We start from the raw sequence: 22,831 nt of genomic DNA on the forward strand, positions 1-22,831 counted from the left end.
CTGCGCTGACCGGGCCTACAGTTATCACTGCGTCTTGTAGGCCGGGATCGCTGCGCGCGCCCCGGCTTTTTTATTGAGTAAAAATCGTGAATACACTCGAACACACCATCGGCAACACTCCTCTGGTCAAGCTTCAGCGCATGGGGCCGAACAACGGCAGCGAAATCTGGGTCAAACTCGAAGGCAATAACCCGGCGGGGTCGGTGAAAGACCGCGCGGCGCTGTCGATGATTGTCCAGGCCGAAAAACGCGGAGAAATTAAGCCTGGCGACGTGCTGATTGAGGCCACCAGCGGCAATACCGGTATCGCCCTGGCGATGATCGCCGCGCTGAAAGGCTACCGCATGAAGCTGCTGATGCCGGACAACATGAGCCAGGAGCGCCGCGCCGCGATGCGTGCCTACGGGGCCGAGCTGATTCTGGTGACCAAAGAGCAGGGAATGGAAGGCGCGCGCGACCTGGCGTTAGAAATGGCCGAGCGCGGTGAGGGTAAACTGCTGGATCAGTTCAACAACCCGGACAACCCGTACGCGCACTACACCACCACCGGCCCGGAAATCTGGCAGCAAACCGACGGGCGTATCACCCATTTTGTCTCCAGCATGGGCACCACCGGCACCATTACCGGGGTATCGCGTTTTCTGCGCGAGCAGGAAAAAGCCGTCACCATCGTTGGCCTCCAGCCGGAAGAGGGGAGCAGCATTCCGGGCATTCGCCGCTGGCCGGCGGAGTATATGCCCGGCATCTTTAATGCGCAGCTGGTGGACCAGGTGCTGGATCTTCACCAGCGCGAGGCGGAAAATACCATGCGTGAGCTGGCCGTGCGCGAAGGTATCTTCTGCGGCGTCAGCTCGGGCGGCGCGGTAGCGGGTGCGATTCGGGTAGCGCAGGCAAACCCGGGTGCCGTAGTGGTGGCGATTATTTGCGATCGCGGCGATCGCTATCTGTCTACCGGCGTCTTTGGTGAAGAGAGTTATTCGCAGGGGGCGGGGATTTAAGCGTCATGGAGATGATTCTATTCCGGGATAACACCCGGGCGCAGCAAACCGATATTGTCGCCGTGCAGTCGCAGGTAGTTTACGGCAGCGTGGGGAACAGCATTGCGGTACCGAATATTCGTACCCACAGGTTGAACGTTACCGCCGTGCCGACGGTACTGTTTAGCAACACGCCGCACTACGACACGTTTTATGGTGGAGTGATCCCCGACGAGTGGTTCAGCGGCTATCTTAAGGCGCTGGAAGAGCGCGAGATCCTGCGCGAGCTTAAAGCGGTCACCACCGGCTATATGGGCAGCGCCAGCCAGATCGTCCTGCTGGCTCAATGGCTGAAGGCGGTCAAAGCGCAGCATCCTGACCTGCTGGTGTTGGTCGACCCGGTTATCGGCGATATCGACAGCGGTATGTACGTTAAGCCTGAGATCCCGCAGGCGTATCGGGAACACCTGCTGCCGCTGGCGCAGGGGATTACGCCGAACGTCTATGAGCTGGAAGTGTTAAGCGGCAAACCGTGCCGTACGCCGGAAAGCGCCATCGCGGCGGCGCAGGGACTGCTCTCCGACAGCCTGAAATGGGTGGCGATCACCAGCGCGCCGGTGGCCGATGACCCGGAAAACATCCACGTGGTGCTGGTGACGAATGAGGGCGTGACCGTCAGCGCGCATCCGCGCGTAGAAACCGATCTGAAAGGGACGGGCGACCTGTTCTGTTCAGAGCTGGTGAGCGGAATTGTTGAGGGGAAAACCGTTGCCGATGCTATTCGCATGGCCGGCGATCGGGTGACTGATGTGATGCTTTATACCCAGTCGAAAGGCTACGACGAACTTATCCTCCCCGCATAAACAAAAATGGCGCCCGAAGGCGCCATTTTTCTGTGCGGCAAGAATTACTTCTTGATGCGGATAACCGGGGTTTCACCCACGGTGACGCTGCCAGACAGTTTGATCAGTTCTTTGATTTCGTCCATGTTGGAGATAACAACCGGCGTCAGGGTAGACTTGGCTTTTTCTTCCAGCAGTGGCAGATCGAATTCAATTACCGGGTCGCCAACTTTAACACGCTGGCCTTCTTCCGCGATACGTTTGAAGCCTTCGCCTTTCAGTTCAACGGTGTCGATACCGAAGTGAACGAACAGTTCGATACCGCTATCAGATTCGATAGAGAACGCATGGTTGGTTTCAAAAATTTTACCGATGGTGCCGTCAACTGGAGCAACCATTTTGTTGCCAGTTGGTTTGATAGCAATGCCATCACCAACGATTTTCTCAGCAAACACTACATCCGGCACGTCTTCGATGTTGACGATCTCGCCGGAGAGCGGAGCAACAATCTCAATAGTTCCGGAGTCTTTTTTATCATCAGAAACCAGAGATTTCAGTTTATCGAACAAACCCATGATCTTCTCCTAAGCAGTAAATTGGGCCGCATCTCGTGGATTAGCAGATTGTTTTTTCTTCAATGAACTTGTTAACCAGCGTCATTAACTCGTCCGTTGTCGGTTGAGCAAGAGCCTGCTCTGCTAATACCTTCGCATCTTCGAAGTTCGTGTTACGGATAATCTTCTTAATGCGCGGGATGGAAATGGCGCTCATAGAGAATTCGTCCAGACCCATACCCAGCAACAGAAGTGTAGCACGTTCGTCGCCTGCAAGCTCACCACACATGCCAGTCCATTTACCTTCTGCATGAGAAGCATCAATAACTTGCTTGATCAAGTTCAGTACGGACGGTGACATTGGCTGGTAGAGATGTGAAATCATATCATTACCACGGTCAACTGCCAGGGTGTACTGCGTTAAATCATTGGTGCCGATACTAAAGAAATCAACTTCTTTGGCTAAATGACGCGCAATGGTCGCCGCCGCAGGTGTTTCCACCATCACGCCGATCTCGATTGACTCGTCAAACGCTTTACCTTCGTCGCGCAGTTCCTGTTTGTAGATTTCGATCTCTTTCTTCAGTGCACGCACTTCTTCAACAGAGATGATCATCGGGAACATGATGCGCAGTTTACCGAAAGCAGAGGCACGCAGGATCGCGCGAACCTGGTCACGCAGGATCTCTTTACGATCCATCGCGATACGGATTGCACGCCAGCCCAGGAACGGGTTCTCTTCTTTCGGGAAGTTCATGTACGGCAGCTCTTTGTCGCCGCCGATATCCATGGTACGGACGATAACCGCCTGAGAGCCACACGCTTCAGCCACGGCTTTATAAGCAGCAAACTGCTCTTCTTCCGTTGGCAGCGCGTCGCGGTCCATGAACAGGAATTCTGTACGATAGAGACCGACGCCTTCCGCACCGTTGCGCTCTGCGCCATCAACGTCGCGGACGGTACCGATGTTTGCGCACACTTCTACCTGATGACCGTCCAGGGTGATGGCTGGCAGGTCTTTCAGCTTAGCGAGTTCCGCTTTTTCAGTCGCAACCTGCTCCTGAACCGCGCGCAGTTTATCGATCTCTTCATTGGTTGGGTTGACGTAAACCAGATTGTTTACGGCATCCAGAATCAGATAGTCGCCGTTTTTCACCTGAGAGGTGACGCTACCGGTACCCACGATGGCAGGGAGTTCCAGAGAGCGTGCCATGATAGAGGTGTGGGAAGTACGGCCACCCGCGTCGGTGATGAAACCGAGGACCTTTTTCAGGTTCAGCTGTGCGGTTTCAGACGGGGTGAGGTCAGCGGCAACCAGGATAACTTCATCCTGAATCGCGCTCAGGTCGATGATGGCCAGACCCAGGATGTTGCGCAGCAGGCGCTTACCGATGTCACGTACGTCAGCCGCACGCTCTTTCAGGTATTCATCATCCAGTTCTTCCAGGGCAGTTGCCTGACCTTCGATAACTTCATGCGCAGCCGCGTCGGCCGTCATGCCTTTATCTTTAATCAGGGCTATGATTTCCTGCTCCAGCTCCTCATCTTCGAGCAGCATGATGTGCCCTTCGAAGATGGCTTCTTTTTCTTCACCGAAAGTTTCGCCAGCTTTAGTTTTGATTGCTTCCAGTTGCGCAGATGCCTTGGCACGACCGCTCAGAAAACGTTCAACTTCCTGATCAACCTTGTCGGCAGAAATTTTTTTCCGGTCGATGACGATCTCGTCTTCTTTCAGCAGCAGTGCTTTGCCGAAAGCGATACCCGGGGATGCTAAAATGCCTGAAATCATAACCCTACCTTACTTGTGACTGATATTTAAAAGAACCCGGAAACTTACTCGAGCTCAGCCATCAGTTTTACCAGATGCTCAACTGCTTTCTGCTCGTCTTCACCTTCTGCAGAGATGGTGACAACGGTGCCCTGAGTCAGGCCCAGAGTCTGCAGTTTGAACAGGCTTTTTGCGCTCGCGCTTTTGCCGTTGGAAGTCACAGTGATTTCAGAAGTGAAGCCTTTTGCTTCTTTAACAAACTGAGCAGCAGGGCGGGTGTGCAGACCGTTCGGAGCGGTAATGGTAACTTCTTGCTGGAACATTGTATTTCCCCAACTTATAGGTTTAGTGTTGTGGAACTAAAGTCTAGCCTGGCGACTGAACTTTAGCCTGTATTGTTAGCGCTGACGTTTCGATCGTCATTAAACATTATGCAGCGAAAGCAAGACTTGAACCAAATCATAAAATCGATTCAGCAAGGCTATTTCATTCACCGATTAATTTCACGCATCAAAATAATTGCTGGTTTAAATACCAGACCCAACGGGGTGAAGCAATGCCAGGAGGGGCAAAAGTTTGAAGCAGGCCACAAAAAAGCACCTGAAAAGGTGCTTTTTTACGCGTTATTAACATGCTGGCACTACTGTTGCAGTTCTTTTTCGGTAAACAGATCGGCAAACAGTGCGGTGCTCAAGTAACGCTCGCCCGAAGAAGGAAGGATAACCACAATATTCTTGTTGGTAAAGGCTTCATCTTCCTGAAGCTTGAGTGCTGCCGCAACGGCTGCTCCGGAAGAGATACCCGCCAGAATGCCTTCTTCATCCATCAGGCGACGCGCGGTAGAAATGGCTTCTTCGTTAGTGATGGTCACCACTTTATCGATCAGCTTCAGATCCAGGTTGCCCGGAATGAAGCCTGCGCCAATACCCTGAATTTTATGCGGGCCTGGTTTAAGCTCTTCGCCCGCCAGTGCCTGGGTGATAACCGGTGAGTCAGTTGGCTCAACGGCAACGGTGATCAGGTCTTTTTTACCCTTTGTGCCTTTAATATAGCGTGACACACCGGTCAGCGTACCGCCGGTACCGACCCCGGAGATAAAGACGTCAACCTGGCCGTCTGTATCTTCCCAGATTTCCGGACCGGTGGTCTTCTCGTGAATTTCCGGGTTAGCCGGGTTGCTGAACTGCTGCAGCAGCAGATATTTCGCCGGATCGCTGGCCACAATCTCTTCAGCTTTCTGAATGGCGCCCTTCATGCCCTTCGCGCCTTCGGTCAGCACCAGGTTCGCGCCCAGCGCTTTGAGCAGCTTACGACGCTCGATGCTCATGGTTTCTGGCATGGTCAGCGTCAGCTTGTAGCCACGCGCGGCAGCCACATAGGCCAGAGCGATACCGGTGTTCCCGCTGGTCGGTTCCACCAGCTCAACGCCAGGCTTCAGCACGCCACGTTTTTCAGCATCCCAAATCATGTTTGCACCGATACGGCATTTTACGCTGAAGCTCGGGTTACGTGATTCGACCTTCGCCAGAATGCGTCCATTACCGATACGGTTCAGTCGAACCAGGGGCGTATGACCGATAGTCAGCGAGTTGTCTTCATAAATCTTACTCATGGCCTGTCCTTAACTGTATGAAATTGGGATACCGACCCAGCATACCTGTTGAGCAGGTAGGGGGAAGTAAGGAATTCGCATATCTATATACTGCAAGGAAATAATGGGGATCAGTATGGAATAAGGGGCGGCATAAGCCACCCCTGCTTTACACATTTTTGCATTATTTCCATAACGCGTGCTTAGCACGGTAGCAGTCGACCCACATCGCCGTCGCGCCGCAGACGGCGACGGGCATGATGAACAGATTCAGGAAGGGAATCATGGTGAACAGGCTGGTCAGCGCGCCAAACTGCATATTGGCGACCTTCTGGCTGCGCAGGGCAGTGCGCATCGCTTTAAACGGCACCTTGTGGTTATCGAACGGATAGTCGCAGTACTGGATGGCCAGCATCCAGGCGCTGAACAGGAACCACAGCACCGGTGCCACCGTCTGGCCAATGCCTGGCACAAAGTAGAGGATAAGCAGCACAATCGCGCGGGGCAGGTACCAGGCAAACTTCTGCCACTCGCGCTTCATGATGCGTGGCAGGTCTTTCATGATCCCCAGCACGCCCGTGTCCGGCGGCGTCGCGCCGGTAAGCCGCGCTTCAAGCTGTTCCGCCAGCAGACCGTTAAACGGTGCGGCGATCCAGTTCGCAATCGTCGAGAAAAAATACCCAAACACCAGCAGCACGGAGATCACCGCTACCGGCCAGAGCAGGTAGTTAAGCCACTGTAGCCAGTTCGGCACATGGCTCATCAGCGACGGGATCCAGCTCTCCAGCTTTGTGAATAGCCACCAGAACGCGCCGCCCATCAGAATAATGTTGATCAATAGCGGCAGGATCACGAAGCGTCGAATCCCCGGCAGGGAGACCAGTTTCCAGCCCTGAGAAAAATACCAGACGCCGCTGCGCGGGGGAGAAGAAGATGTTGAAACCATAGCCAGGCTGTACTCCTTTTTACACAACCAGTGGAATTGCCCGCCTATATTATCCACTTACGGAGCAATGACCAGTTCGGAAATGTTCGAAAAACCAGCAAAAAGCACGATTTCCTTCATCTTTATGCTGTGAATGCTCCGCACACACTTGCACTTGACGTAAACGGCAAATACTCTTAGTGAGTAAATGTTTGCCGTGGTGGCAAGGTGTTAGAACAACAGAGAATATAATGATGCAGGATTTGCGTCTGATATTAATCATTGTTGGCGCGATCGCCATAATCGCTTTACTGGTACATGGTTTCTGGACCAGCCGTAAAGAGCGTTCCTCGATGTTTCGCGATCGCCCACTGAAGCGCATGAAGTCCAGTCGTGACGACGATGACAGTGAAGATGACATCGACGGCAGCGATGACGACGGCGTGGGTGAAGTTCGTGTTCATCGGGTCAATACTGCGCCCGGCGCAGGCCATGGGGAGCATGAAGCGCCTCGTCCTTCGCAGCACCAGTATCAACCGCCGTATGCTTCTGCACAGCCGCGCCAGCCAGCGCCGCAGCCTGTGGAAGAGCCGGTGCGCCAGCCGCCGCAACAGCCTGTCTATCAGCAGCCTGCTGCGCCACAGCCGGTTCAACAGCAGCCGGTGCAGCAGCCCGTACAGCAACAGCCTGCTCAGCCGGTACAGCAACCGCAGCAGCCTGTTCACGTACAGCCTGCGCCTCAGCCTGCTCCGGCCCCGCACGTTGAGCCTGAGCCCGTTGTAGAGCCAGAGCCGGTTGTTGAAAAACCGCAGCGTAAAGAAGCGGTGATCATCATGAACGTGGCCGCGCATCACGGCAGCCATCTCAACGGTGACGTGCTGCTCAACAGTATTCAACAGGCAGGATTCAAGTTTGGCGATATGAACATTTTCCATCGTCATCTGAGCCCTGACGGTAGCGGTCCGGCGCTGTTCAGCCTGGCCAACATGGTTAACCCTGGCACCTTTGATCCGGAAATGACCGGTGATTTCGTGACCCCGGGCGTCACTATCTTTATGCAGGTGCCTTCTTACGGCGACGAACTGCAAAACTTTAAGCTGATGCTGCAGTCCGCTCAGCACATCGCTGACGAAGTCGGCGGCGTGGTGCTCGACGATCAGCGTCGAATGATGACCCCGCAGAAGCTGCGCGAGTATCAGGACCGCATCCGCGAAGTTAAGGAAGCTAACGCGTAATCGTCGCGTTTACTTCGACTCCTCCTCAACCCCCGCCTGTCGGGGGTTTTTTCTCATTGATGGTGCGATATGGACTCAATCGAACAACAACTCACTGAACTGCGAACCACGCTTCGCCATCATGAATACCTCTATCATGTTATGGACGCGCCGGAAGTACCGGATGCCGAATATGACCGCCTGATGCGCGAGCTGCGCGAATTAGAGGCGCAGCATCCGGAGCTTATCACGCCGGATTCCCCCACCCAGCGCGTCGGCGCTGAGCCGCTGGGCGCTTTCAGCCAGGTGCGCCATGAGGTGCCGATGCTGTCGCTGGATAACGTCTTCGATGAAGAGAGCTTTCTGGCGTTTAACAAGCGCGTGCAGGATCGCCTGAAAAGCAGCGACTCCCTCACCTGGTGCTGCGAGCTCAAGCTGGATGGCCTGGCGGTCAGTCTTCTCTACGAAAACGGCGTGCTGGTGCGCGCCGCGACGCGTGGCGACGGCACGACGGGCGAAGACATCACCACCAACGTGCGTACCATCCGCGCGATCCCGCTGAAGCTGCAGGGTGACAACATTCCCGCGCGTCTGGAAGTGCGCGGCGAGGTGTTCCTGCCCCAGGCGGGCTTCGAGAAAATTAACGAAGAGGCGCGTCGCACCGGCGGGAAGGTGTTTGCTAACCCGCGTAACGCGGCGGCGGGCTCTCTGCGCCAGCTTGACCCGCGTATTACCGCGAAGCGACCGCTTACTTTCTTCTGCTACGGCGTCGGTATTCTTGAGGGCGGCGAGCTGCCGGACACGCACCTCGGGCGTCTGCTGCAGTTTAAAGCGTGGGGCCTGCCGGTGAGCAACCGCGTTCAGCTCTGCGACTCGCCGGAAGCGGTGCTGGCGTTCTATCACAAGGTGGAAGAGGACCGTCCGACGCTCGGGTTTGATATTGATGGCGTCGTCATCAAGGTGAATTCACTGGCGCTCCAGGAGCAGCTGGGCTTTGTGGCGCGCGCGCCGCGCTGGGCGGTGGCGTTTAAATTCCCTGCTCAGGAGCAGATGACCTTCGTTCGCGACGTGGAGTTCCAGGTCGGTCGTACGGGGGCGATTACCCCGGTTGCCCGTCTCGAGCCCGTGCAGGTGGCGGGCGTGCTGGTAAGTAATGCCACGCTGCATAACGCCGATGAAATCGAACGTCTGGGCCTGCGTATTGGTGACAAAGTGGTGATTCGCCGCGCGGGCGACGTTATTCCGCAGGTGGTTAACGTCGTGGAGTCAGAGCGACCTGCCGATACGCGCGAGATCATCTTCCCGACCCATTGCCCGGTGTGCGGCTCCGACGTTGAGCGTGTGGAAGGTGAAGCGGTGGCGCGCTGTACGGGTGGCTTAATCTGTGGCGCGCAGCGTAAAGAGTCGCTGAAGCACTTCGTCTCCCGTCGGGCGATGGACGTCGACGGCATGGGCGACAAGATTATCGATCAGCTGGTTGAGAAAGAGTATGTCCATACGCCAGCGGATCTCTTCAGGCTGACGGCAGGTAAACTGACCGGTCTGGATCGCATGGGGCCAAAGTCAGCCCAGAATGTGGTTAACGCGCTGGAAGCCGCAAAAGAGACGACCTTTGCCCGCTTCCTGTACGCGCTGGGCATCCGTGAAGTGGGTGAGGCGACGGCGGCGGGCCTGGCGGCGTACTTTGGTACGCTGGAGGCGCTGGAAAAGGCTAGCATCGACGAGCTGCAGAAAGTCCCTGACGTTGGCATTGTGGTCGCCACGCATGTCTTTAACTTCTTTGCCGAAGAGAGCAACCGTGAAGTCATCGGCAAGCTGCTGGAGGAGGGTATCAGGTGGCCCGCGCCGGTGGTGGTTAACGCCGAAGAGATCGACAGCCCGTTCGCCGGTAAAACGGTAGTCCTGACCGGCAGCCTGAGCCAGCTTTCACGCGACGATGCGAAAGCGCGCCTGGTGGCGCTGGGGGCCAAAGTGGCGGGCAGCGTGTCGAAGAAAACCGACCTGGTGATCGCCGGGGAAGCGGCGGGCTCGAAGCTGGCGAAAGCACAGGAGCTCGGCATTGAGGTTATCGACGAAGCGGAAATGATGCGTCTGTTAGGAGAGTAACGTGGAGAAAGAACAGCTCGTTGAAATAGCCAATACGGAGATGCCGTTCGGTAAATACAAGGGCCGCAGGCTGATTGATTTGCCGGAGGAGTATCTGCTGTGGTTTGCCCGCAAGGATGAATTCCCGGCAGGGCGGCTGGGCGAGCTGATGGCTATCACGTTACTGATCAAAACCGAGGGGCTGACCCAGCTGGTTCACCCCCTTAAACGTCCTTAAGCCTTCGCGGCGCGGGTCTCTTCCTGCGCCAGCTTTTCGGCCTGGCGCTTGTAGCGACGCGCCAGCACCGCGCAGACCATCAGCTGGATCTGGTGGAAAATCATCAGCGGAAGCACCATCATCCCAATCACCGAGGTCGGGAACAGAATGTTGGCCATCGGGATACCGTTCGCCAGGCTCTTCTTCGAACCGCAGAATACAATGGTGATTTCATCCGCTTTGCTGAAGCCGCACCTGCGTGCCACAAAGACGTTTACCGCAATCACAATCGCCAGCAGGACGATGCTGACCACCACGATAAACAGCAGCGAGCCTGCGCCTACCTTATGCCAGATCCCGTTCACGACCGCTTCGCTGAAGGCGGAATAGACCACCAGCAGAATCGACGACTGGTCGGTTTTTGAGATCCATTTCTTGTGCTTTGCCACGAACGCCCCGGTCCATGGACGGGATAAATGCCCCAGGACAAACGGGAGCAGCAGCTGCAGGCAGATTTTTCCAACCTGCTCAAGGTTACCTTCCGCACCGTGCATGTTCATCAGCAGGCCCACCAGCAGTGGGGAAACGAAAATCCCTAACAGGCTGGATGCCGATGCCGAGCAAACCGCGGCCGCAACGTTTCCTCCCGCGAGAGAGGTAAAGGCAATGGCGGACTGCACGGTAGCCGGCAGAATACAGAGATACAGGAAACCGGTGTAGAGCGCCGGGTCGACGTTAACCGGCGCCCACCATGCAAACAGCACCCCGAGGATTGGGAACAGAATGAACGTGCTGCACATCACCCAGAGATGCAGCCGCCAGTGGCTACCGCCGGCAATAATGGCTTCGCGGGAGAGTTTTGCACCGTGCATAAAGAACAGCAATGCGATGGCGGCCGTCGTCAGCCCTTCAAAGAACGGGACGAAAGCGCCACGAGCTGGGAAAAACGAGGCCAGTAAAACGGTAACCACCAGGGTAAGCGTGAACGGATCAAGAATACGAAATAGTTTCATAATGACTCCTGAAATCAGATGTCGCTATTGTGCTTTTTTCTATTTGAGAAATAAAATTGATTTATTGCATCCATTCATGAATGAAACAGATGAATTATTCCTTACGCCAGCTTCGTATTTTCGTTACCGTCGCTCACGCCCGCAGCTTTAGCCGGGCAGGGGAGACGATCGGCCTGAGCCAGTCGGCGGTCAGCCACAGCGTAAAAGAGCTGGAGAATCAGACCGGGGTGAAGTTGCTTGACCGCACCACGCGCGAAGTGGTGTTGACCGAAGCAGGTCAGCAGCTGGCCCTGCGTCTTGAACGATTGCTGGATGAGCTAAACAGCACGCTCAGAGACGTGGGGAGGCTGGGGCAGCAGCTTTCGGGGACCGTGCGCGTCGCGGCCAGCCAGACAATCTCTGCGCACCTTATCCCGCAGTGTATTGCCGAGGGCAGTCATCGCTACCCGGACATTGATTTTGTCCTGCATGACAGGCCGCAGCAGTGGGTGCTGGAAAGCATCCGCCAGGGCGATGTGGATTTTGGTATTGTTATCGATCCCGGCCAGGCGAGCGATCTGGCGTGCGAAAGCGTGCTTTCTGAGCCCTTTTTGCTGCTCTGCCGTGACGACGACCCGCTGGCCAGGTTGCCGGAGGTCAGCTGGCAGTCCCTGCAGGGCGCGAACCTGGTTTTACAGGATTATGCCTCGGGCAGCCGTCCGCTGATTGATTCCGCGCTGGTGAATCAGGGAGTAAAGGCAACTATCGTGCAGGAGATTGGCCACCCGGCGACGCTGTTTCCGATGGTAGAAGCCGGCATTGGCATCAGCGTCTTGCCCGCCCTGGCGCTTCCCCTGCCGCAGGGAAGCCGGCTGGCCGTCAGGCGATTAACGCCCGTTGTCGAGCGAAAGCTGATGCTGGTGCGGCGAAAAAATCGTTCACTCTCTGGGGCGGCGCAGGCTATCTGGGAAGTGGTGCGTATCCAGGCACAACGATTAACCGAAGCCCGCATACGCGACCCACTGTTTAACGCATCAGAAGATTAGATGTAGATATCAATCTGATTAGTGTCTGACGGGCTATTTACCCCTTCCACTTTGCCCAGCTTTTGATCCTGCTTCTTCTGGGCCTCTTCGGCCTGCTGGCGCTGCAGCGCGGCGAGCTGCGCCTGCAGCACTTTGATCTGGGTCTGAATAAGTTCCTGCTGCTTCTTCTTCTCATCGGTGCTGACAGGGCTGTTCGCCAGCTCTTTTAACTGCTGAGTCAGCTTTTTGATCTTGTCGAGAATGCGGGTGATTTGCGCAGAGATATCGTTACTGCTCGAAGTTCCACTCGCGCCGCTGGTTTGAATCTGTTGGGTTGAAGCCTGAATGGTCGTCATACTTTTTCCTCGCGTTATAAAACAGAGGTATCGGCACCGACGGGATTAGCTTGAGCAAAACTGCCATATCTGGCAGGGAGTTGCATCGATACACAATCAGTATTGATGGTGCGGTAAAGTTACTGGAAGCCGGAAGTAGACAAACTGCAGATAGCAAAAAAGCGCCTTTAGGGCGCCTTTCTACATTGGTGGGTCGTGCAGGATTCGAACCTGCGACCAATTGATTAAAAGTCAACTGCTCTACCAACTGAGCTAACGACCCGAAATGGTGGGCGATGACGGGCTCGAACCGCCGACCCCCTCCGTGTAAAGGAGATGCTCTACCAACTGAGCTAATCGCCCATTTCGGAACTGCTGCGATAAGGTGAGAATGGTGGGCGATGACGGGCTCGAACCGCCGACCCCCTCCGTGTAAAGGAGATGCTCTACCAACTGAGCTAATCGCCCAATCTCAATTCTTATCTACACTGCGAGTCTACCGAAGTAGATGGTGGGTGATGACGGGCTCGAACCGCCGACCCCCTCCGTGTAAAGGAGATGCTCTACCAACTGAGCTAATCACCCCCGCTGTGTGGAGTCGCATTATAGGGAGAGTTGAAAATGAGTCAACGCATTTTCTAAAGTTTTTATTCGTTCGTCGTAAAATTAAACAAAACGATCGCGAAACGGGCTGTGGCGCATGATTTCTAAACAAAAATCGCAAACTCGGTCACGATAAAGGGATCAACATTGAGGATTCCCCCCACAGTGATAGAATATTGCCCATCGTTTTTTCCCCAGAATTTGCCGATTGCCGGCATCTTTATAACGTAAGGCCATTTCATGAAAATCAAAACTCGCTTCGCGCCGAGCCCGACAGGCTATCTGCACGTCGGTGGTGCACGTACCGCTCTCTATTCCTGGCTTTTCGCACGCCACAACAAAGGTGAGTTCGTGCTGCGTATTGAAGACACCGATCTTGAGCGCTCCACGCCAGAAGCAATTGAAGCCATTATGGATGGGATGAACTGGCTGAATCTGGAATGGGATGAAGGTCCTTACTTCCAGACCAAACGCTTTGACCGCTATAACGCCGTCATTGATGAGATGCTGGTCGCGGGCACGGCGTATAAATGCTACTGCTCTAAAGAGCGTCTGGATGAACTGCGTGAAGCGCAGATGGCTAACGGTGAAAAGCCGCGTTATGACGGCCGCTGCCGCCACGACCATAGCGAGCATGCTGCTGATGAGCCTTGCGTGGTGCGTTTTGCTAACCCGCAAGAGGGATCGGTGATCTTTGACGACCAGATCCGTGGCCCAATTGAATTCAGCAACCAGGAGCTGGACGATCTGATCATCCGTCGTACCGACGGTTCTCCAACCTACAACTTCTGCGTTGTGGTTGACGACTGGGATATGGAAATTACCCACGTTGTCCGTGGTGAAGATCATATCAACAATACGCCACGCCAGATTAACATCCTGAAAGCGCTGAACGCCCCTGTGCCTGTCTATGCGCACGTCTCCATGATCAACGGTGACGACGGGAAAAAACTGTCTAAACGTCACGGTGCGGTAAGCGTTATGCAGTATCGCGACGACGGCTATCTGCCGGAAGCGCTGCTGAACTATCTGGTGCGTCTGGGCTGGGCCCACGGTGACCAGGAGATCTTTAGCCGCGAAGAGATGATCGAACTGTTCTCTCTGAGCTCTGTAAGCAAATCAGCGAGCGCATTTAATACCGACAAGCTCCTGTGGCTGAACCATCACTACATCAATACCATGCAGCCTGAATATGTAGCGACATATCTGCAGTGGCACATTGAGCAGGCAAAGATTGATACCCGCACTGGCCCTGAGTTGGCGGACCTGGTGAAACTCCTCGGCGAGCGCTGCAAAACGCTGAAAGAGATTGCCGAAAGCTGCCGCTACTTCTATGAAGAGTTTGATGAGTTCGACGCGGACGCCGCGAAGAAGCACCTCCGTCCGGTTGCGCGTCAGCCGCTGGAAGTGGTGCGTGACAAGCTGGCGGCCCTTTCCGAGTGGACCGCTGAGAATGTGCATCACGCCATTCAGGCGACGGCAGACGAGCTGGAAGTCGGTATGGGTAAAGTCGGCATGCCACTGCGCGTTGCGGTGACCGGGGCGGGTCAGTCTCCGGCGCTGGATGTGACGGTTCACGCGATCGGCAAGTCACGCAGCGTGGCGCGCATTAACAAGGCGCTGGACTTTATCGCTGAACGTGAAAATCAGCAGTAATTAGGCCTCAGATAAAAAACGGCAGGGTAACCTGCCGTTTTTTTATGCCTCTTATTCCGTGAGACCGAGCCGCGTAAGAAAGCCGTGTATGCCTTCGCGTTTCAATAAGGCGTCCAGACGCCTCTGCTCTGGCTGAGTCATACTCTCCAGCGTCTCAATAATGCCCGGAGACAGGTTTGAAGAGGGTTCACTGTATGAAGCGGTGACCTCAGCGAGATGGTAAACCGCCTGACGGTTACGGATCGCCGGGAGGCTCATAATATGTTCCTTCACGCGCGCATCAATATGAATGAGCCGCGCGCGACCACCCTTCACGCCGTTGAGGCCTTCGGTTTTCCATCCCTGCTGGCGTATCCAGCGATTAACCGTTTGTCTGGCAACGCCCAAACTCTCCGCCAGCTCTTCCGTGGTCATTTTACTGCGTAGTTTGTTCATATCAGTTCTGATCGCGAATCCCTAAACGTTGCAACAAGCCGGTAATCCCTTCCCGCATTAACAGCGATGTCATCTGCTTCTGCTCTTCCGGCGTCATTTCATTGGCCAGCGTCAGGAGCAGCGTGTGAAGCGAACTATCATGACTGACGCCTTCTGGCAGTTCGGACGTTTCACTTGCCCGACGTGCGCTGCGGATAAAGTCACGGACTTTTTCGTTCACATGTACCAGGCGAGCTTTCCCGCCCTGGACGCCTGGTTTTGGTGATGTAATCCAACCCTCTTTGCGTACCCATTTATTGATGGTCTGGCGGCTATAGCCAGTGAGGAGGGCTAACTCTTCTGGCGTCATTCGTTCCTTGATCATGCAATTTCCTGAATATCAGTGGGGTTAATTAACGGCTCATTTTATAGCACCGTTTTACGTGAAAACGTGACAGGCTTAACTCCTGGCTGCGAGCAGGCTCGCAAAGTGATTCATTTGCATGATTTTTCGGCGATTGAATGGCTGGGATTGATTTTGCCGTTGACACCCCGCAGCGGAATTCATATTATGCCGCCCGTCAACATGACAGCTTTACGATGGGGCTATAGCTCAGCTGGGAGAGCGCTTGCATGGCATGCAAGAGGTCAGCGGTTCGATCCCGCTTAGCTCCACCAAACTCTGAACCCAACAGAGTGCGGTCAGTAAAGTAACATGTGGGGCTATAGCTCAGCTGGGAGAGCGCTTGCATGGCATGCAAGAGGTCAGCGGTTCGATCCCGCTTAGCTCCACCAAAATTGTAAACCCTCGTCAAAAGACGAGGGTTTTTTTTATGTGTTTGTAACACCCGCCACTGTATTTTGTTATCAAAAAGAAGGTATTTCTGTACCTCACCTCAATCGGCATCAATAAACCAGTCTAAAAATAGACTTGAACTTGATTCGCGCAATTAATAAACATATTATCCATCCGGTCAATAATTCTCTCGGAAAATAACGCCCTGGTTAATGAATAGAAAAACTTACAATAATGTAAAGATATTTATGATTGCCCTGGCTCTGTGCCTGATTTCGGTACCTGTCTCCCGTTATCTCTCTCCCCGCGCAATTGTTAATGGTCACGACGTTTATTTAGCATGGTTACCTTTAAGCGTAATGCTGGCGGTGATTCTGCTATTTGGGCGCAGGGCTATTCTTCCCATTTTGTTAGGTTTTACTGTCACTAATTTATTCTATGTAAATTTAGCGCCGCTACAATATTCAGTATTACTGTTCTGTCAGACCTTTGCGTTGTTCGCGGCGTGCGGCCTTCTGCGTATCATGCTGGGTAAGCGTTGGCGTTACTGCATCCCTAACAAGCACATCGGATTACGGATATTCTGGCTCGGTTTTATGGTGCCGATAGGTATTAAGCTGTCGATGTATTTGGCCGGCTATTTGTTTGATTTTCCGGTGACAATTTCGACCTTTTTCGGCGAAGGGACGGTTATTTATAACGTTGTGGATATACAAAGCCTGATATGTGCGGCATTGATTTTTACCATGATGTTCTATTACCCGTTAAGAATGATAATTAATCCTCGTTATGCAATAAATTTCTGGCGACGAAGCGTGAAGCCCGTGTTTTTTCACAAGAATTCATTATATATTTTTGTCTGGCTGATGCTTTTAAGTTTCATTCTCGTCATTTTATGTGGTCCTTTTGAATCTCCCGTCATTGCGGGCTATTTGATGCCGCTGATTTTTATTCTTTTTACCTTAGCGATAAGCCGACTGACCTATGCGTTGATTTCTCTGCTGTGGGCTGTATCTGCGCTCCTGCTGTTGACCTACAACTACAACTTCCTTAACGGGGTGGAATCGGGCCATTCGCTCTCTTTTATTCTGTCCGTGCTTATCTCGTTCGCGATCTGTCTGCTTTACATGTCGCGCATTTACCAGCGCAGCGAGTGGCTTAAGCGGGGCTGGCAGGGGAGGGCGCTCACCGATCCGCTGACCGGATTGCCCAATATTCGTGCGCTGGAGGATTATCTTGAGATTCACCCGGATGCAAAAGTTAGCATTCTGCGTATGGATAACCTGGAATTTTTGAGCCGCCATTATGGGATCCTCATGCGGGTCCATTGCAAACGTACGATCGCCACGTCGCTGCAGCCTCTCCTGCAAAAAGATGAGACGCTCTTCCAGCTTCCCGGAAGCGAGCTTGTGCTGGTATTACTGGGCCCGGGAACCGCTGAGCGCCTCCAGCATATGGTTGATCGACTGAACAGCCGTAAGATTTTCTGGAACAACACCGGGCTGGATATTGAATTTGGCGCGTCCTGGGGAATGGTGGAAAACGGCGAAAAGTTGCACCACACGCTGGGGCAACTGAGCTGGCTGGCTGAGCAATCCTGCGGAACAACAAACAACGTGCTTGCGCTCACGAATAGCCTTGAGGCGGCATCAGGGCAGACGACAGAGCGAGTCCTGATGCTGGCGCGGATTAAGCATGCGCTGGAGGTGGGCCAGTTCCATTTATACGCGCAACCGATCCAGAAGGCGGACGGGAGCGGCTACTACGAAATTCTGGCGCGTATGGAGAGCGAGGGCGAGATCTTCACTCCTGACCGCTTTATTCCGTTGATTGCCCAGTTCAACCTCAGCCACCGGTTTGATATGTGCGTCATGGAGAAATTACTGCTGTGGCTGCGCGATCACCCTTCAACGCAGGCTGGTGCCCGTTTCTCCGTTAATCTGATGCCGCTCACGCTGATGCAAAAAGAGGTGGCGTCCGAGATTTGTGCGCTCTTTGAACGGTATGGCGTTGCGCCTCAGTCCGTCGTGATTGAGATTACCGAAGAGCAGGCCTTCTCAAATTCAGGCTGCAGTATCCACAATATTCAGCAGCTGCGGGATTACGGTTTCCGGATTGCCATAGATGATTTTGGTACCGGCTACGCCAACTACGAGCGCCTCAGACGCCTGCAGGCAGACATCATTAAAATTGACGGCTGCTTTATTAAAGACATTTGTACTGATGATATGGATGCGATGATCGTGCAGTCGATGTGTAATCTGGCGAAGACGAAATCGCTGTGCGTCGTAGCGGAATACGTCGAAACACCGGCGCAGCGGGAGATGCTGCTTCGCTTCGGCGTGGATTACCTGCAGGGCTACCTGATAGGCAAACCCAAACCGCTGGAAGAATTGCGGGCATAAAAAAACCGGGAGCCAGGCTCCCGGTTTTTGTTTAACGCTAAACGTCAGAGTACCAGTGCTGCAATAGAAGCAGACAGAACGCTCACCAGCGTAGAGCCGTAAACCAGCTTCAGGCCAAAGCGAGAAACCACGTTGCCCTGTTCTTCGTTCAGACCTTTAATTGCGCCCGCGATAATCCCGATGGACGAGAAGTTCGCGAAGGAGACCAGGAACACGGACAGAATGCCTTCCGCGCGCGGAGAGAGCGTGCTGGCAATTTTCTGCAGATCCATCATCGCAACGAATTCGTTAGAAACCAGTTTGGTTGCCATGATACTGCCCACCTGCAGCGCTTCGTGAGCAGGAACACCCATCACCCATGCAACAGGGTAGAAGATGTAGCCCAGAATACCCTGGAAGGAGATACCCAGCACCGCAGCGAACAGAGCGTTCAGCGCAGAAATCAGCGCAATGAAGCCGATCAGCATGGCGGCAACGATAATCGCCACTTTGAAGCCCGCCAGAATGTACTCACCCAGCATTTCGAAGAAGCTTTGGCCTTCGTGCAGGTTTGACATCTGAATGTTCTCTTCGCTTGCGTCAACGCGGTACGGGTTGATCAGCGACAGAACGATAAAGGTGCTGAACATGTTCAGAACCAGCGCCGCAACAACATACTTTGGCTCCAGCATGGTCATATACGCGCCCACGATAGACATGGACACGGTAGACATTGCGGTTGCCGCCATGGTGTACATGCGGTTGCGGGACATTTTGCCGAGAATATCTTTATACGCGATGAAGTTCTCAGACTGACCGAGGATTAGGGAACTGACGGCGTTGAAGGATTCCAGCTTGCCCATGCCGTTCACTTTGGATAACAGGAAACCAATTCCACGAATAACGAACGGCAGAACGCGGATGTGCTGCAGAATACCGATCAGCGCGGAGATGAAGACGATAGGGCAGAGAACCTTCAGGAAGAAGAACGCCAGACCTTCGTCGTTCATTTTACCGAAGACAAAGTTGGTCCCTTCATTGGCGAATCCGAGCAGTTTTTCGAACATTTCGGAGAAGCCTTTTACGAAGCCGAGACCTACGTTGGAGTTCAGGAAGAACCACGCAAGTAAAACTTCAATGACCAGCAACTGGACAACATAACGGATACGAATTTTTTTGCGGTCTGTGCTGACCAGCAATGCAAGTGCAGTAACGACAACAAGTGCCAGGACAAAATGAAGGACGCGGTCCATATTTGCTCCAAATATGAGGCAGGTTTAATTTTCGTGCACATTCTATGTAACAAGCGAAAAGAAAACGAGATCGAGGACACACTATAGTTACATCCTGTGACGAGTCTCAAAAATAGTGATCCACAATACATTTTTGTTATGTTAGGTAAATGAGTGAAAAGTTAAGTTTGTGTGCTAGTCTTCACAAAAGCGCGCGCGATTTCAGTTTCTGTTAGATCGCCCCACTTACCCGCCCGTCTATCGTTCAAAGCTATCAGAGAAATCACTGTAAACATCACAAATGATCTTGATAATCATTCTCATTTTGATAGCATTAAACATAGCAAAGGCTATATTTCAGAGGCAGAAATGACAAACAGTCGCGTAGAGGGTAGCAGTGGCAGAGCCGCGCGCAAGTTGCGGTTCGCATTAATGGGACCTGCGTTCATCGCTGCCATTGGCTATATCGATCCAGGTAACTTTGCGACCAATATTCAGGCCGGGGCCAGCTTCGGCTATAAGCTGCTGTGGGTGGTCGTCTGGGCTAACCTGATGGCGATGCTGATTCAGATGCTCTCCGCAAAGCTGGGGATTGCCACCGGTAAAAACCTGGCGGAGCAAATTCGCGACCATTATCCGCGTCCGGCCGTCTGGCTCTACTGGGTTCAGGCGGAAATCATCGCCATGGCTACTGACCTCGCTGAATTTATTGGCGCAGCGATCGGGTTTAAATTGATTCTGGGCGTATCGCTGTTGCAGGGGGCGGTACTGACCGGGATTGCCACTTTCCTGATCCTGATGCTGCAGCGTCGGGGTCAAAAGCCGCTGGAGAAGGTTATCGGCGGTCTGCTGCTGTTTGTCGCGGCGGCCTATATCGTCGAGCTAATTTTCTCACAGCCGAATCTGGTGCAGCTCGGGAAAGGTATGGCAATCCCAAGCCTGCCAACCTCGGAAGCGGTGTTCCTGGCCGCCGGGGTGTTGGGGGCGACCATCATGCCGCATGTGATTTACCTGCACTCCTCGCTGACTCAGCATCTCCACGGCGGGACGCGCAAAGAGCGTTACTCCGCCACCAAATGGGACGTGGCGATTGCCATGACCATCGCGGGGTTTGTAAATCTGGCGATGATGGCTACCGCTGCTGCCGCTTTCCACTTTAACGGCCACACCGGTATTGCCGATCTCGACCAGGCTTATCTTACGCTGGAGCCCTTACTGAGCCATGCTGCCGCCACGATATTTGGTCTCAGCCTGGTGGCTGCCGGTCTTTCTTCTACGGTGGTGGGCACGCTGGCAGGCCAGGTGGTGATGCAGGGGTTTGTCCGCTTCCATATTCCGCTGTGGGTTCGTCGCTCCGTCACCATGCTCCCCTCATTTATCGTGATCCTGATGGGGCTCGATCCTACGCGAATTCTGGTCATGAGCCAGGTACTGCTGAGTTTTGGTATCGCGCTGGCGCTGGTGCCGCTGCTGATTTTTACCAGCAACAAAAACCTGATGGGCGAACTGGTCAACTCACCGCTGGTGAAACGGGCCGGATGGGCCATCGTGGTAGTGGTAGTGGCGCTGAACCTGTGGCTGCTGGTTGGCACCGCGTTGGGACTCTAAAAGAAAAAGGAGCCGGGAGGCTCCTTTTTGCATTAATGGTGACCGTGGCCATGACCGTGGCCGCCGCGTCCTCTTCCGCCGCGATCCCAGCCGCCACGATGGTCGTCACGATCGTTCCATCCTTCACGGTAGCCGCGCTCATACGCGTTGTCTTTATACCAGCCGCGGTGTCTGCCGTTATCATGTTTCCACCAGCGGTCTCCGCGCCACTCATAGTGACGGTTCCAGTAGTCACGGTCGCGCCAGTAGCCACCGTCCCAGTATCTGCCGTAGTCGTCACGATCGCCAATTTGTAATTTTACTGATGGCAACAGGGTGATTTCGCCCGCATTGGCGATCAGCGGGGCTGAAGCCAGTAATACCGCTGCAAGAATCAGTGACCTGAACATACTCTTTCTCCTTCACGATCGGGGCCCTTGTGGGGCCTGTTAACGCAATATTACGAGTTGGTAAAGCCTCGTTTCATCGCCTCAACTCCGAATTGCGGAATGAGAGCACTTTTTGCTAAAAGTGATTTTAATTTGAGCTGTTCAGGATCGTATCAATACGGACCAGTTCTTCAGCAGAGAAATGGCGGTTTTGCAGCATCCCCACGGCGTCATCAATCTGAGCCGTTTTACTTGCCCCAATCAGCACTGACGTCACGTTCTCATGGCGTAATACCCAGGCCAGCGCCATCTGGGACAACTTCTGACCGCGCTCTTCCGCCATGGCGTTTAGCTTTCTTACCTTCTCCAGTTTCTCTTCGGTGATCTGGTCAGGGTTCAGGAACTGACTGGCGCTTGCCGCGCGTGAGTCTGCCGGAATGCCGTTGAGATAGCGGTTGGTCAATTGTCCACCGGCCAGCGGCGAGAAGGGAATGCAGCCGACCCCTTTTTCCTGCAGCACGTTCAGCAGTTCCTCTTCCGGCGCTCGTTCAAAAAGGGAGTATTTCGGCTGGTGGATCAGGCAGGGCGTACCGAGATCGTCAAGGATATCAATCGCCTTGCGGGCCAGTTCCGCAGGATAGTTGGATAACCCGACATACAGAGCTTTTCCCTGGCGCACCGCATGGTCAAGCGCTTTCATGGTTTCCAGCAGCGGCGTTTGTGGGTCAGGACGGTGATGATAGAAGATATCCACATACTCCAGCCCCATGCGCTTCAGGCTTTGATCGAGGCTTGCCAGCAGATATTTGCGTGACCCCCAGTCGCCGTAAGGGCCCTCCCACATGGTATAACCTGCTTTGGTAGAGACGATCAACTCGTCGCGCCAGGGCAGGAAATCCTCCTGCAAAATACGGCCGAAATTACGTTCGGCCGATCCCGGCGGCGGGCCATAGTTGTTGGCAAGGTCGAAATGCGTAATGCCCAGATCGAACGCGCGCTGTAAAAGTTGACGGCTGTTTTCGATAAGCGTGGTGTCGCCAAAGTTATGCCACAGCCCAAACGAGATGGCGGGCAACCTGAGTCCGCTTTGCCCGCAGCGACGATACTCCATTGTCCGATAACGATTTTTGTCCGGCTGATAACCCATTCTCATGACCTCTGGCGCTGAAGAAAAAAATCAGTGTATGCGTTTACATTAACGTGAAAAAAAGCAGCATAGCGCAGCCTTTTTTGTAAAGCATTCTT

At 54.0% G+C, this 22,831-nt stretch carries 21 protein-coding genes and 6 tRNA genes; 11 read left to right on the forward strand and 16 right to left on the reverse strand.

Translation table 11 applies throughout. The annotated features are described in order from the left end of the window. The first annotated feature begins 86 nt into the window (after nucleotides 1–86). Both cysM and pdxK read left to right on the forward strand, forming a co-directional pair. Nucleotides 87–998 carry a cysteine synthase CysM gene (gene cysM / locus BJ885_RS10120; RefSeq protein WP_029739989.1) on the forward strand — a complete coding sequence of 304 codons (912 nt, stop codon included), beginning with the start codon at nucleotides 87–89 and terminating at the stop codon, nucleotides 996–998. A gap of 5 nt (nucleotides 999–1,003) precedes the next feature. After that, nucleotides 1,004–1,840, forward strand: a complete 837-nt coding sequence (gene pdxK / locus BJ885_RS10125) for a pyridoxine/pyridoxal/pyridoxamine kinase (protein ID WP_023332955.1) — start codon at nucleotides 1,004–1,006, stop codon at nucleotides 1,838–1,840. 44 nt (nucleotides 1,841–1,884) lie between these two features. On the opposite strand, the gene crr is transcribed toward pdxK, so the two are convergent. The 5 genes from crr to cysZ form a co-directional block, all read right to left on the reverse strand. Continuing rightward, nucleotides 1,885–2,394, reverse strand: a complete 510-nt coding sequence (crr, locus tag BJ885_RS10130; protein WP_003861316.1) for a PTS glucose transporter subunit IIA — start codon at nucleotides 2,392–2,394, stop codon at nucleotides 1,885–1,887. 40 nt (nucleotides 2,395–2,434) lie between these two features. Next, a complete protein-coding gene (ptsI, locus tag BJ885_RS10135) occupies nucleotides 2,435–4,162 on the reverse strand; it encodes a phosphoenolpyruvate-protein phosphotransferase PtsI (protein WP_023332954.1) in 1,728 nt (575 codons plus the stop codon). A 44-nt stretch (nucleotides 4,163–4,206) separates the two neighbouring features. Next, nucleotides 4,207–4,464 (reverse strand): phosphocarrier protein Hpr, encoded by a 258-nt coding sequence (ptsH, locus tag BJ885_RS10140; protein ID WP_000487600.1) that lies wholly within the window; start codon nucleotides 4,462–4,464, stop codon nucleotides 4,207–4,209. Nucleotides 4,465–4,781: 317 nt separating this feature from the next. Then, a complete protein-coding gene (gene cysK / locus BJ885_RS10155) occupies nucleotides 4,782–5,753 on the reverse strand; it encodes a cysteine synthase A (RefSeq protein WP_014884739.1) in 972 nt (323 codons plus the stop codon). Nucleotides 5,754–5,916: 163 nt separating this feature from the next. Further along, a complete protein-coding gene (gene cysZ, locus BJ885_RS10160) occupies nucleotides 5,917–6,678 on the reverse strand; it encodes a sulfate transporter CysZ (RefSeq protein ID WP_063143485.1) in 762 nt (253 codons plus the stop codon). A gap of 230 nt (nucleotides 6,679–6,908) precedes the next feature. Between cysZ and zipA the strand changes: the two genes are divergently transcribed. From zipA to BJ885_RS10175, 3 genes are all read left to right on the forward strand, one after another. Next, nucleotides 6,909–7,892, forward strand: a complete 984-nt coding sequence (gene zipA, locus BJ885_RS10165; RefSeq protein ID WP_023308727.1) for a cell division protein ZipA — start codon at nucleotides 6,909–6,911, stop codon at nucleotides 7,890–7,892. Nucleotides 7,893–7,961: 69 nt separating this feature from the next. Continuing rightward, nucleotides 7,962–9,977, forward strand: a complete 2,016-nt coding sequence (gene ligA / locus BJ885_RS10170; RefSeq protein ID WP_121931859.1) for an NAD-dependent DNA ligase LigA — start codon at nucleotides 7,962–7,964, stop codon at nucleotides 9,975–9,977. 1 nt (nucleotide 9,978) lies between these two features. Continuing rightward, entirely contained in the window at nucleotides 9,979–10,194 is a 216-nt protein-coding gene (locus BJ885_RS10175; RefSeq protein ID WP_121931860.1) for a DUF3820 family protein, read from the forward strand. Here BJ885_RS10175 and BJ885_RS10180 read toward each other — a convergent pair. Next, nucleotides 10,191–11,186 carry a bile acid:sodium symporter family protein gene (locus tag BJ885_RS10180; RefSeq protein ID WP_121931861.1) on the reverse strand — a complete coding sequence of 332 codons (996 nt, stop codon included), beginning with the start codon at nucleotides 11,184–11,186 and terminating at the stop codon, nucleotides 10,191–10,193. The genes BJ885_RS10175 and BJ885_RS10180 overlap by 4 nt on opposite strands. Before the next feature lie 89 nt (nucleotides 11,187–11,275). Between BJ885_RS10180 and BJ885_RS10185 the strand changes: the two genes are divergently transcribed. After that, the gene (locus BJ885_RS10185) at nucleotides 11,276–12,211 is read left to right on the forward strand and encodes a LysR family transcriptional regulator (RefSeq protein ID WP_047647133.1); all 936 of its coding nucleotides are present in this window, start codon (nucleotides 11,276–11,278) and stop codon (nucleotides 12,209–12,211) included. Here the strand turns inward: BJ885_RS10185 and BJ885_RS10190 are convergent. From BJ885_RS10190 to BJ885_RS10210, 5 genes are all read right to left on the reverse strand, one after another. Further along, a complete protein-coding gene (locus BJ885_RS10190) occupies nucleotides 12,208–12,546 on the reverse strand; it encodes a FlxA-like family protein (RefSeq protein ID WP_029740388.1) in 339 nt (112 codons plus the stop codon). The two genes, BJ885_RS10185 and BJ885_RS10190, sit on opposite strands and share 4 nt — an antisense overlap. A 186-nt stretch (nucleotides 12,547–12,732) precedes the next feature. Continuing rightward, nucleotides 12,733–12,808 (reverse strand) — tRNA-Lys (locus tag BJ885_RS10195). Between the two features lie 4 nt (nucleotides 12,809–12,812). Beyond that, nucleotides 12,813–12,888 (reverse strand) — tRNA-Val (locus BJ885_RS10200). 29 nt (nucleotides 12,889–12,917) lie between these two features. Then, nucleotides 12,918–12,993 (reverse strand) — tRNA-Val (locus tag BJ885_RS10205). Between the two features lie 41 nt (nucleotides 12,994–13,034). Next, nucleotides 13,035–13,110 (reverse strand) — tRNA-Val (locus BJ885_RS10210). A 258-nt stretch (nucleotides 13,111–13,368) separates the two neighbouring features. Between BJ885_RS10210 and gltX the strand changes: the two genes are divergently transcribed. Beyond that, a complete protein-coding gene (gene gltX / locus BJ885_RS10215) occupies nucleotides 13,369–14,784 on the forward strand; it encodes a glutamate--tRNA ligase (RefSeq protein ID WP_047647135.1) in 1,416 nt (471 codons plus the stop codon). A 51-nt stretch (nucleotides 14,785–14,835) separates the two neighbouring features. On the opposite strand, the gene BJ885_RS10220 is transcribed toward gltX, so the two are convergent. Both BJ885_RS10220 and BJ885_RS10225 read right to left on the reverse strand, forming a co-directional pair. Continuing rightward, complete coding sequence (locus tag BJ885_RS10220; RefSeq protein WP_121931862.1) at nucleotides 14,836–15,219, reverse strand: YfeC-like transcriptional regulator; 384 nt, start codon at nucleotides 15,217–15,219, stop codon at nucleotides 14,836–14,838. A 1-nt stretch (nucleotide 15,220) separates the two neighbouring features. Next, nucleotides 15,221–15,583: a YfeC-like transcriptional regulator gene (locus BJ885_RS10225; protein WP_029742102.1), complete on the reverse strand. Its 363-nt coding sequence runs from the start codon at nucleotides 15,581–15,583 to the stop codon at nucleotides 15,221–15,223. A gap of 217 nt (nucleotides 15,584–15,800) precedes the next feature. On the opposite strand from BJ885_RS10225, the gene BJ885_RS10230 reads away from it, so the two are divergent. The 3 genes from BJ885_RS10230 (at nucleotide 15,801) to BJ885_RS10240 (ending at nucleotide 18,399) form a co-directional block, all read left to right on the forward strand. After that, nucleotides 15,801–15,876 (forward strand) — tRNA-Ala (locus tag BJ885_RS10230). A gap of 41 nt (nucleotides 15,877–15,917) precedes the next feature. Further along, nucleotides 15,918–15,993, forward strand: a tRNA-Ala gene (locus tag BJ885_RS10235). A 213-nt stretch (nucleotides 15,994–16,206) separates the two neighbouring features. Then, nucleotides 16,207–18,399 carry an EAL domain-containing protein gene (locus BJ885_RS10240; RefSeq protein WP_121931863.1) on the forward strand — a complete coding sequence of 731 codons (2,193 nt, stop codon included), beginning with the start codon at nucleotides 16,207–16,209 and terminating at the stop codon, nucleotides 18,397–18,399. A gap of 44 nt (nucleotides 18,400–18,443) precedes the next feature. Here the strand turns inward: BJ885_RS10240 and BJ885_RS10245 are convergent, their stop codons facing one another. After that, a complete protein-coding gene (locus tag BJ885_RS10245) occupies nucleotides 18,444–19,631 on the reverse strand; it encodes a NupC/NupG family nucleoside CNT transporter (RefSeq protein WP_008501591.1) in 1,188 nt (395 codons plus the stop codon). Between the two features lie 348 nt (nucleotides 19,632–19,979). Here BJ885_RS10245 and BJ885_RS10250 point away from each other — a divergent pair, with 348 nt between their 5' ends. Then, the gene (locus BJ885_RS10250) at nucleotides 19,980–21,218 is read left to right on the forward strand and encodes an Nramp family divalent metal transporter (RefSeq protein ID WP_121931864.1); all 1,239 of its coding nucleotides are present in this window, start codon (nucleotides 19,980–19,982) and stop codon (nucleotides 21,216–21,218) included. Nucleotides 21,219–21,250: 32 nt separating this feature from the next. Here BJ885_RS10250 and BJ885_RS10255 read toward each other — a convergent pair whose 3' ends face one another. Further along, entirely contained in the window at nucleotides 21,251–21,607 is a 357-nt protein-coding gene (locus BJ885_RS10255; RefSeq protein ID WP_121931865.1) for a DUF2502 domain-containing protein, read from the reverse strand. A 127-nt stretch (nucleotides 21,608–21,734) separates the two neighbouring features. Further along, the gene (gene mgrA / locus BJ885_RS10260; RefSeq protein ID WP_121931866.1) at nucleotides 21,735–22,733 is read right to left on the reverse strand and encodes an L-glyceraldehyde 3-phosphate reductase; all 999 of its coding nucleotides are present in this window, start codon (nucleotides 22,731–22,733) and stop codon (nucleotides 21,735–21,737) included. Between the last annotated feature and the right edge of the window lie 98 nt (nucleotides 22,734–22,831).

This window comes from Enterobacter sp. WP_7_1 (assembly GCF_003688535.1).
Taxonomy (GTDB): domain Bacteria; phylum Pseudomonadota; class Gammaproteobacteria; order Enterobacterales; family Enterobacteriaceae; genus Enterobacter; species Enterobacter asburiae.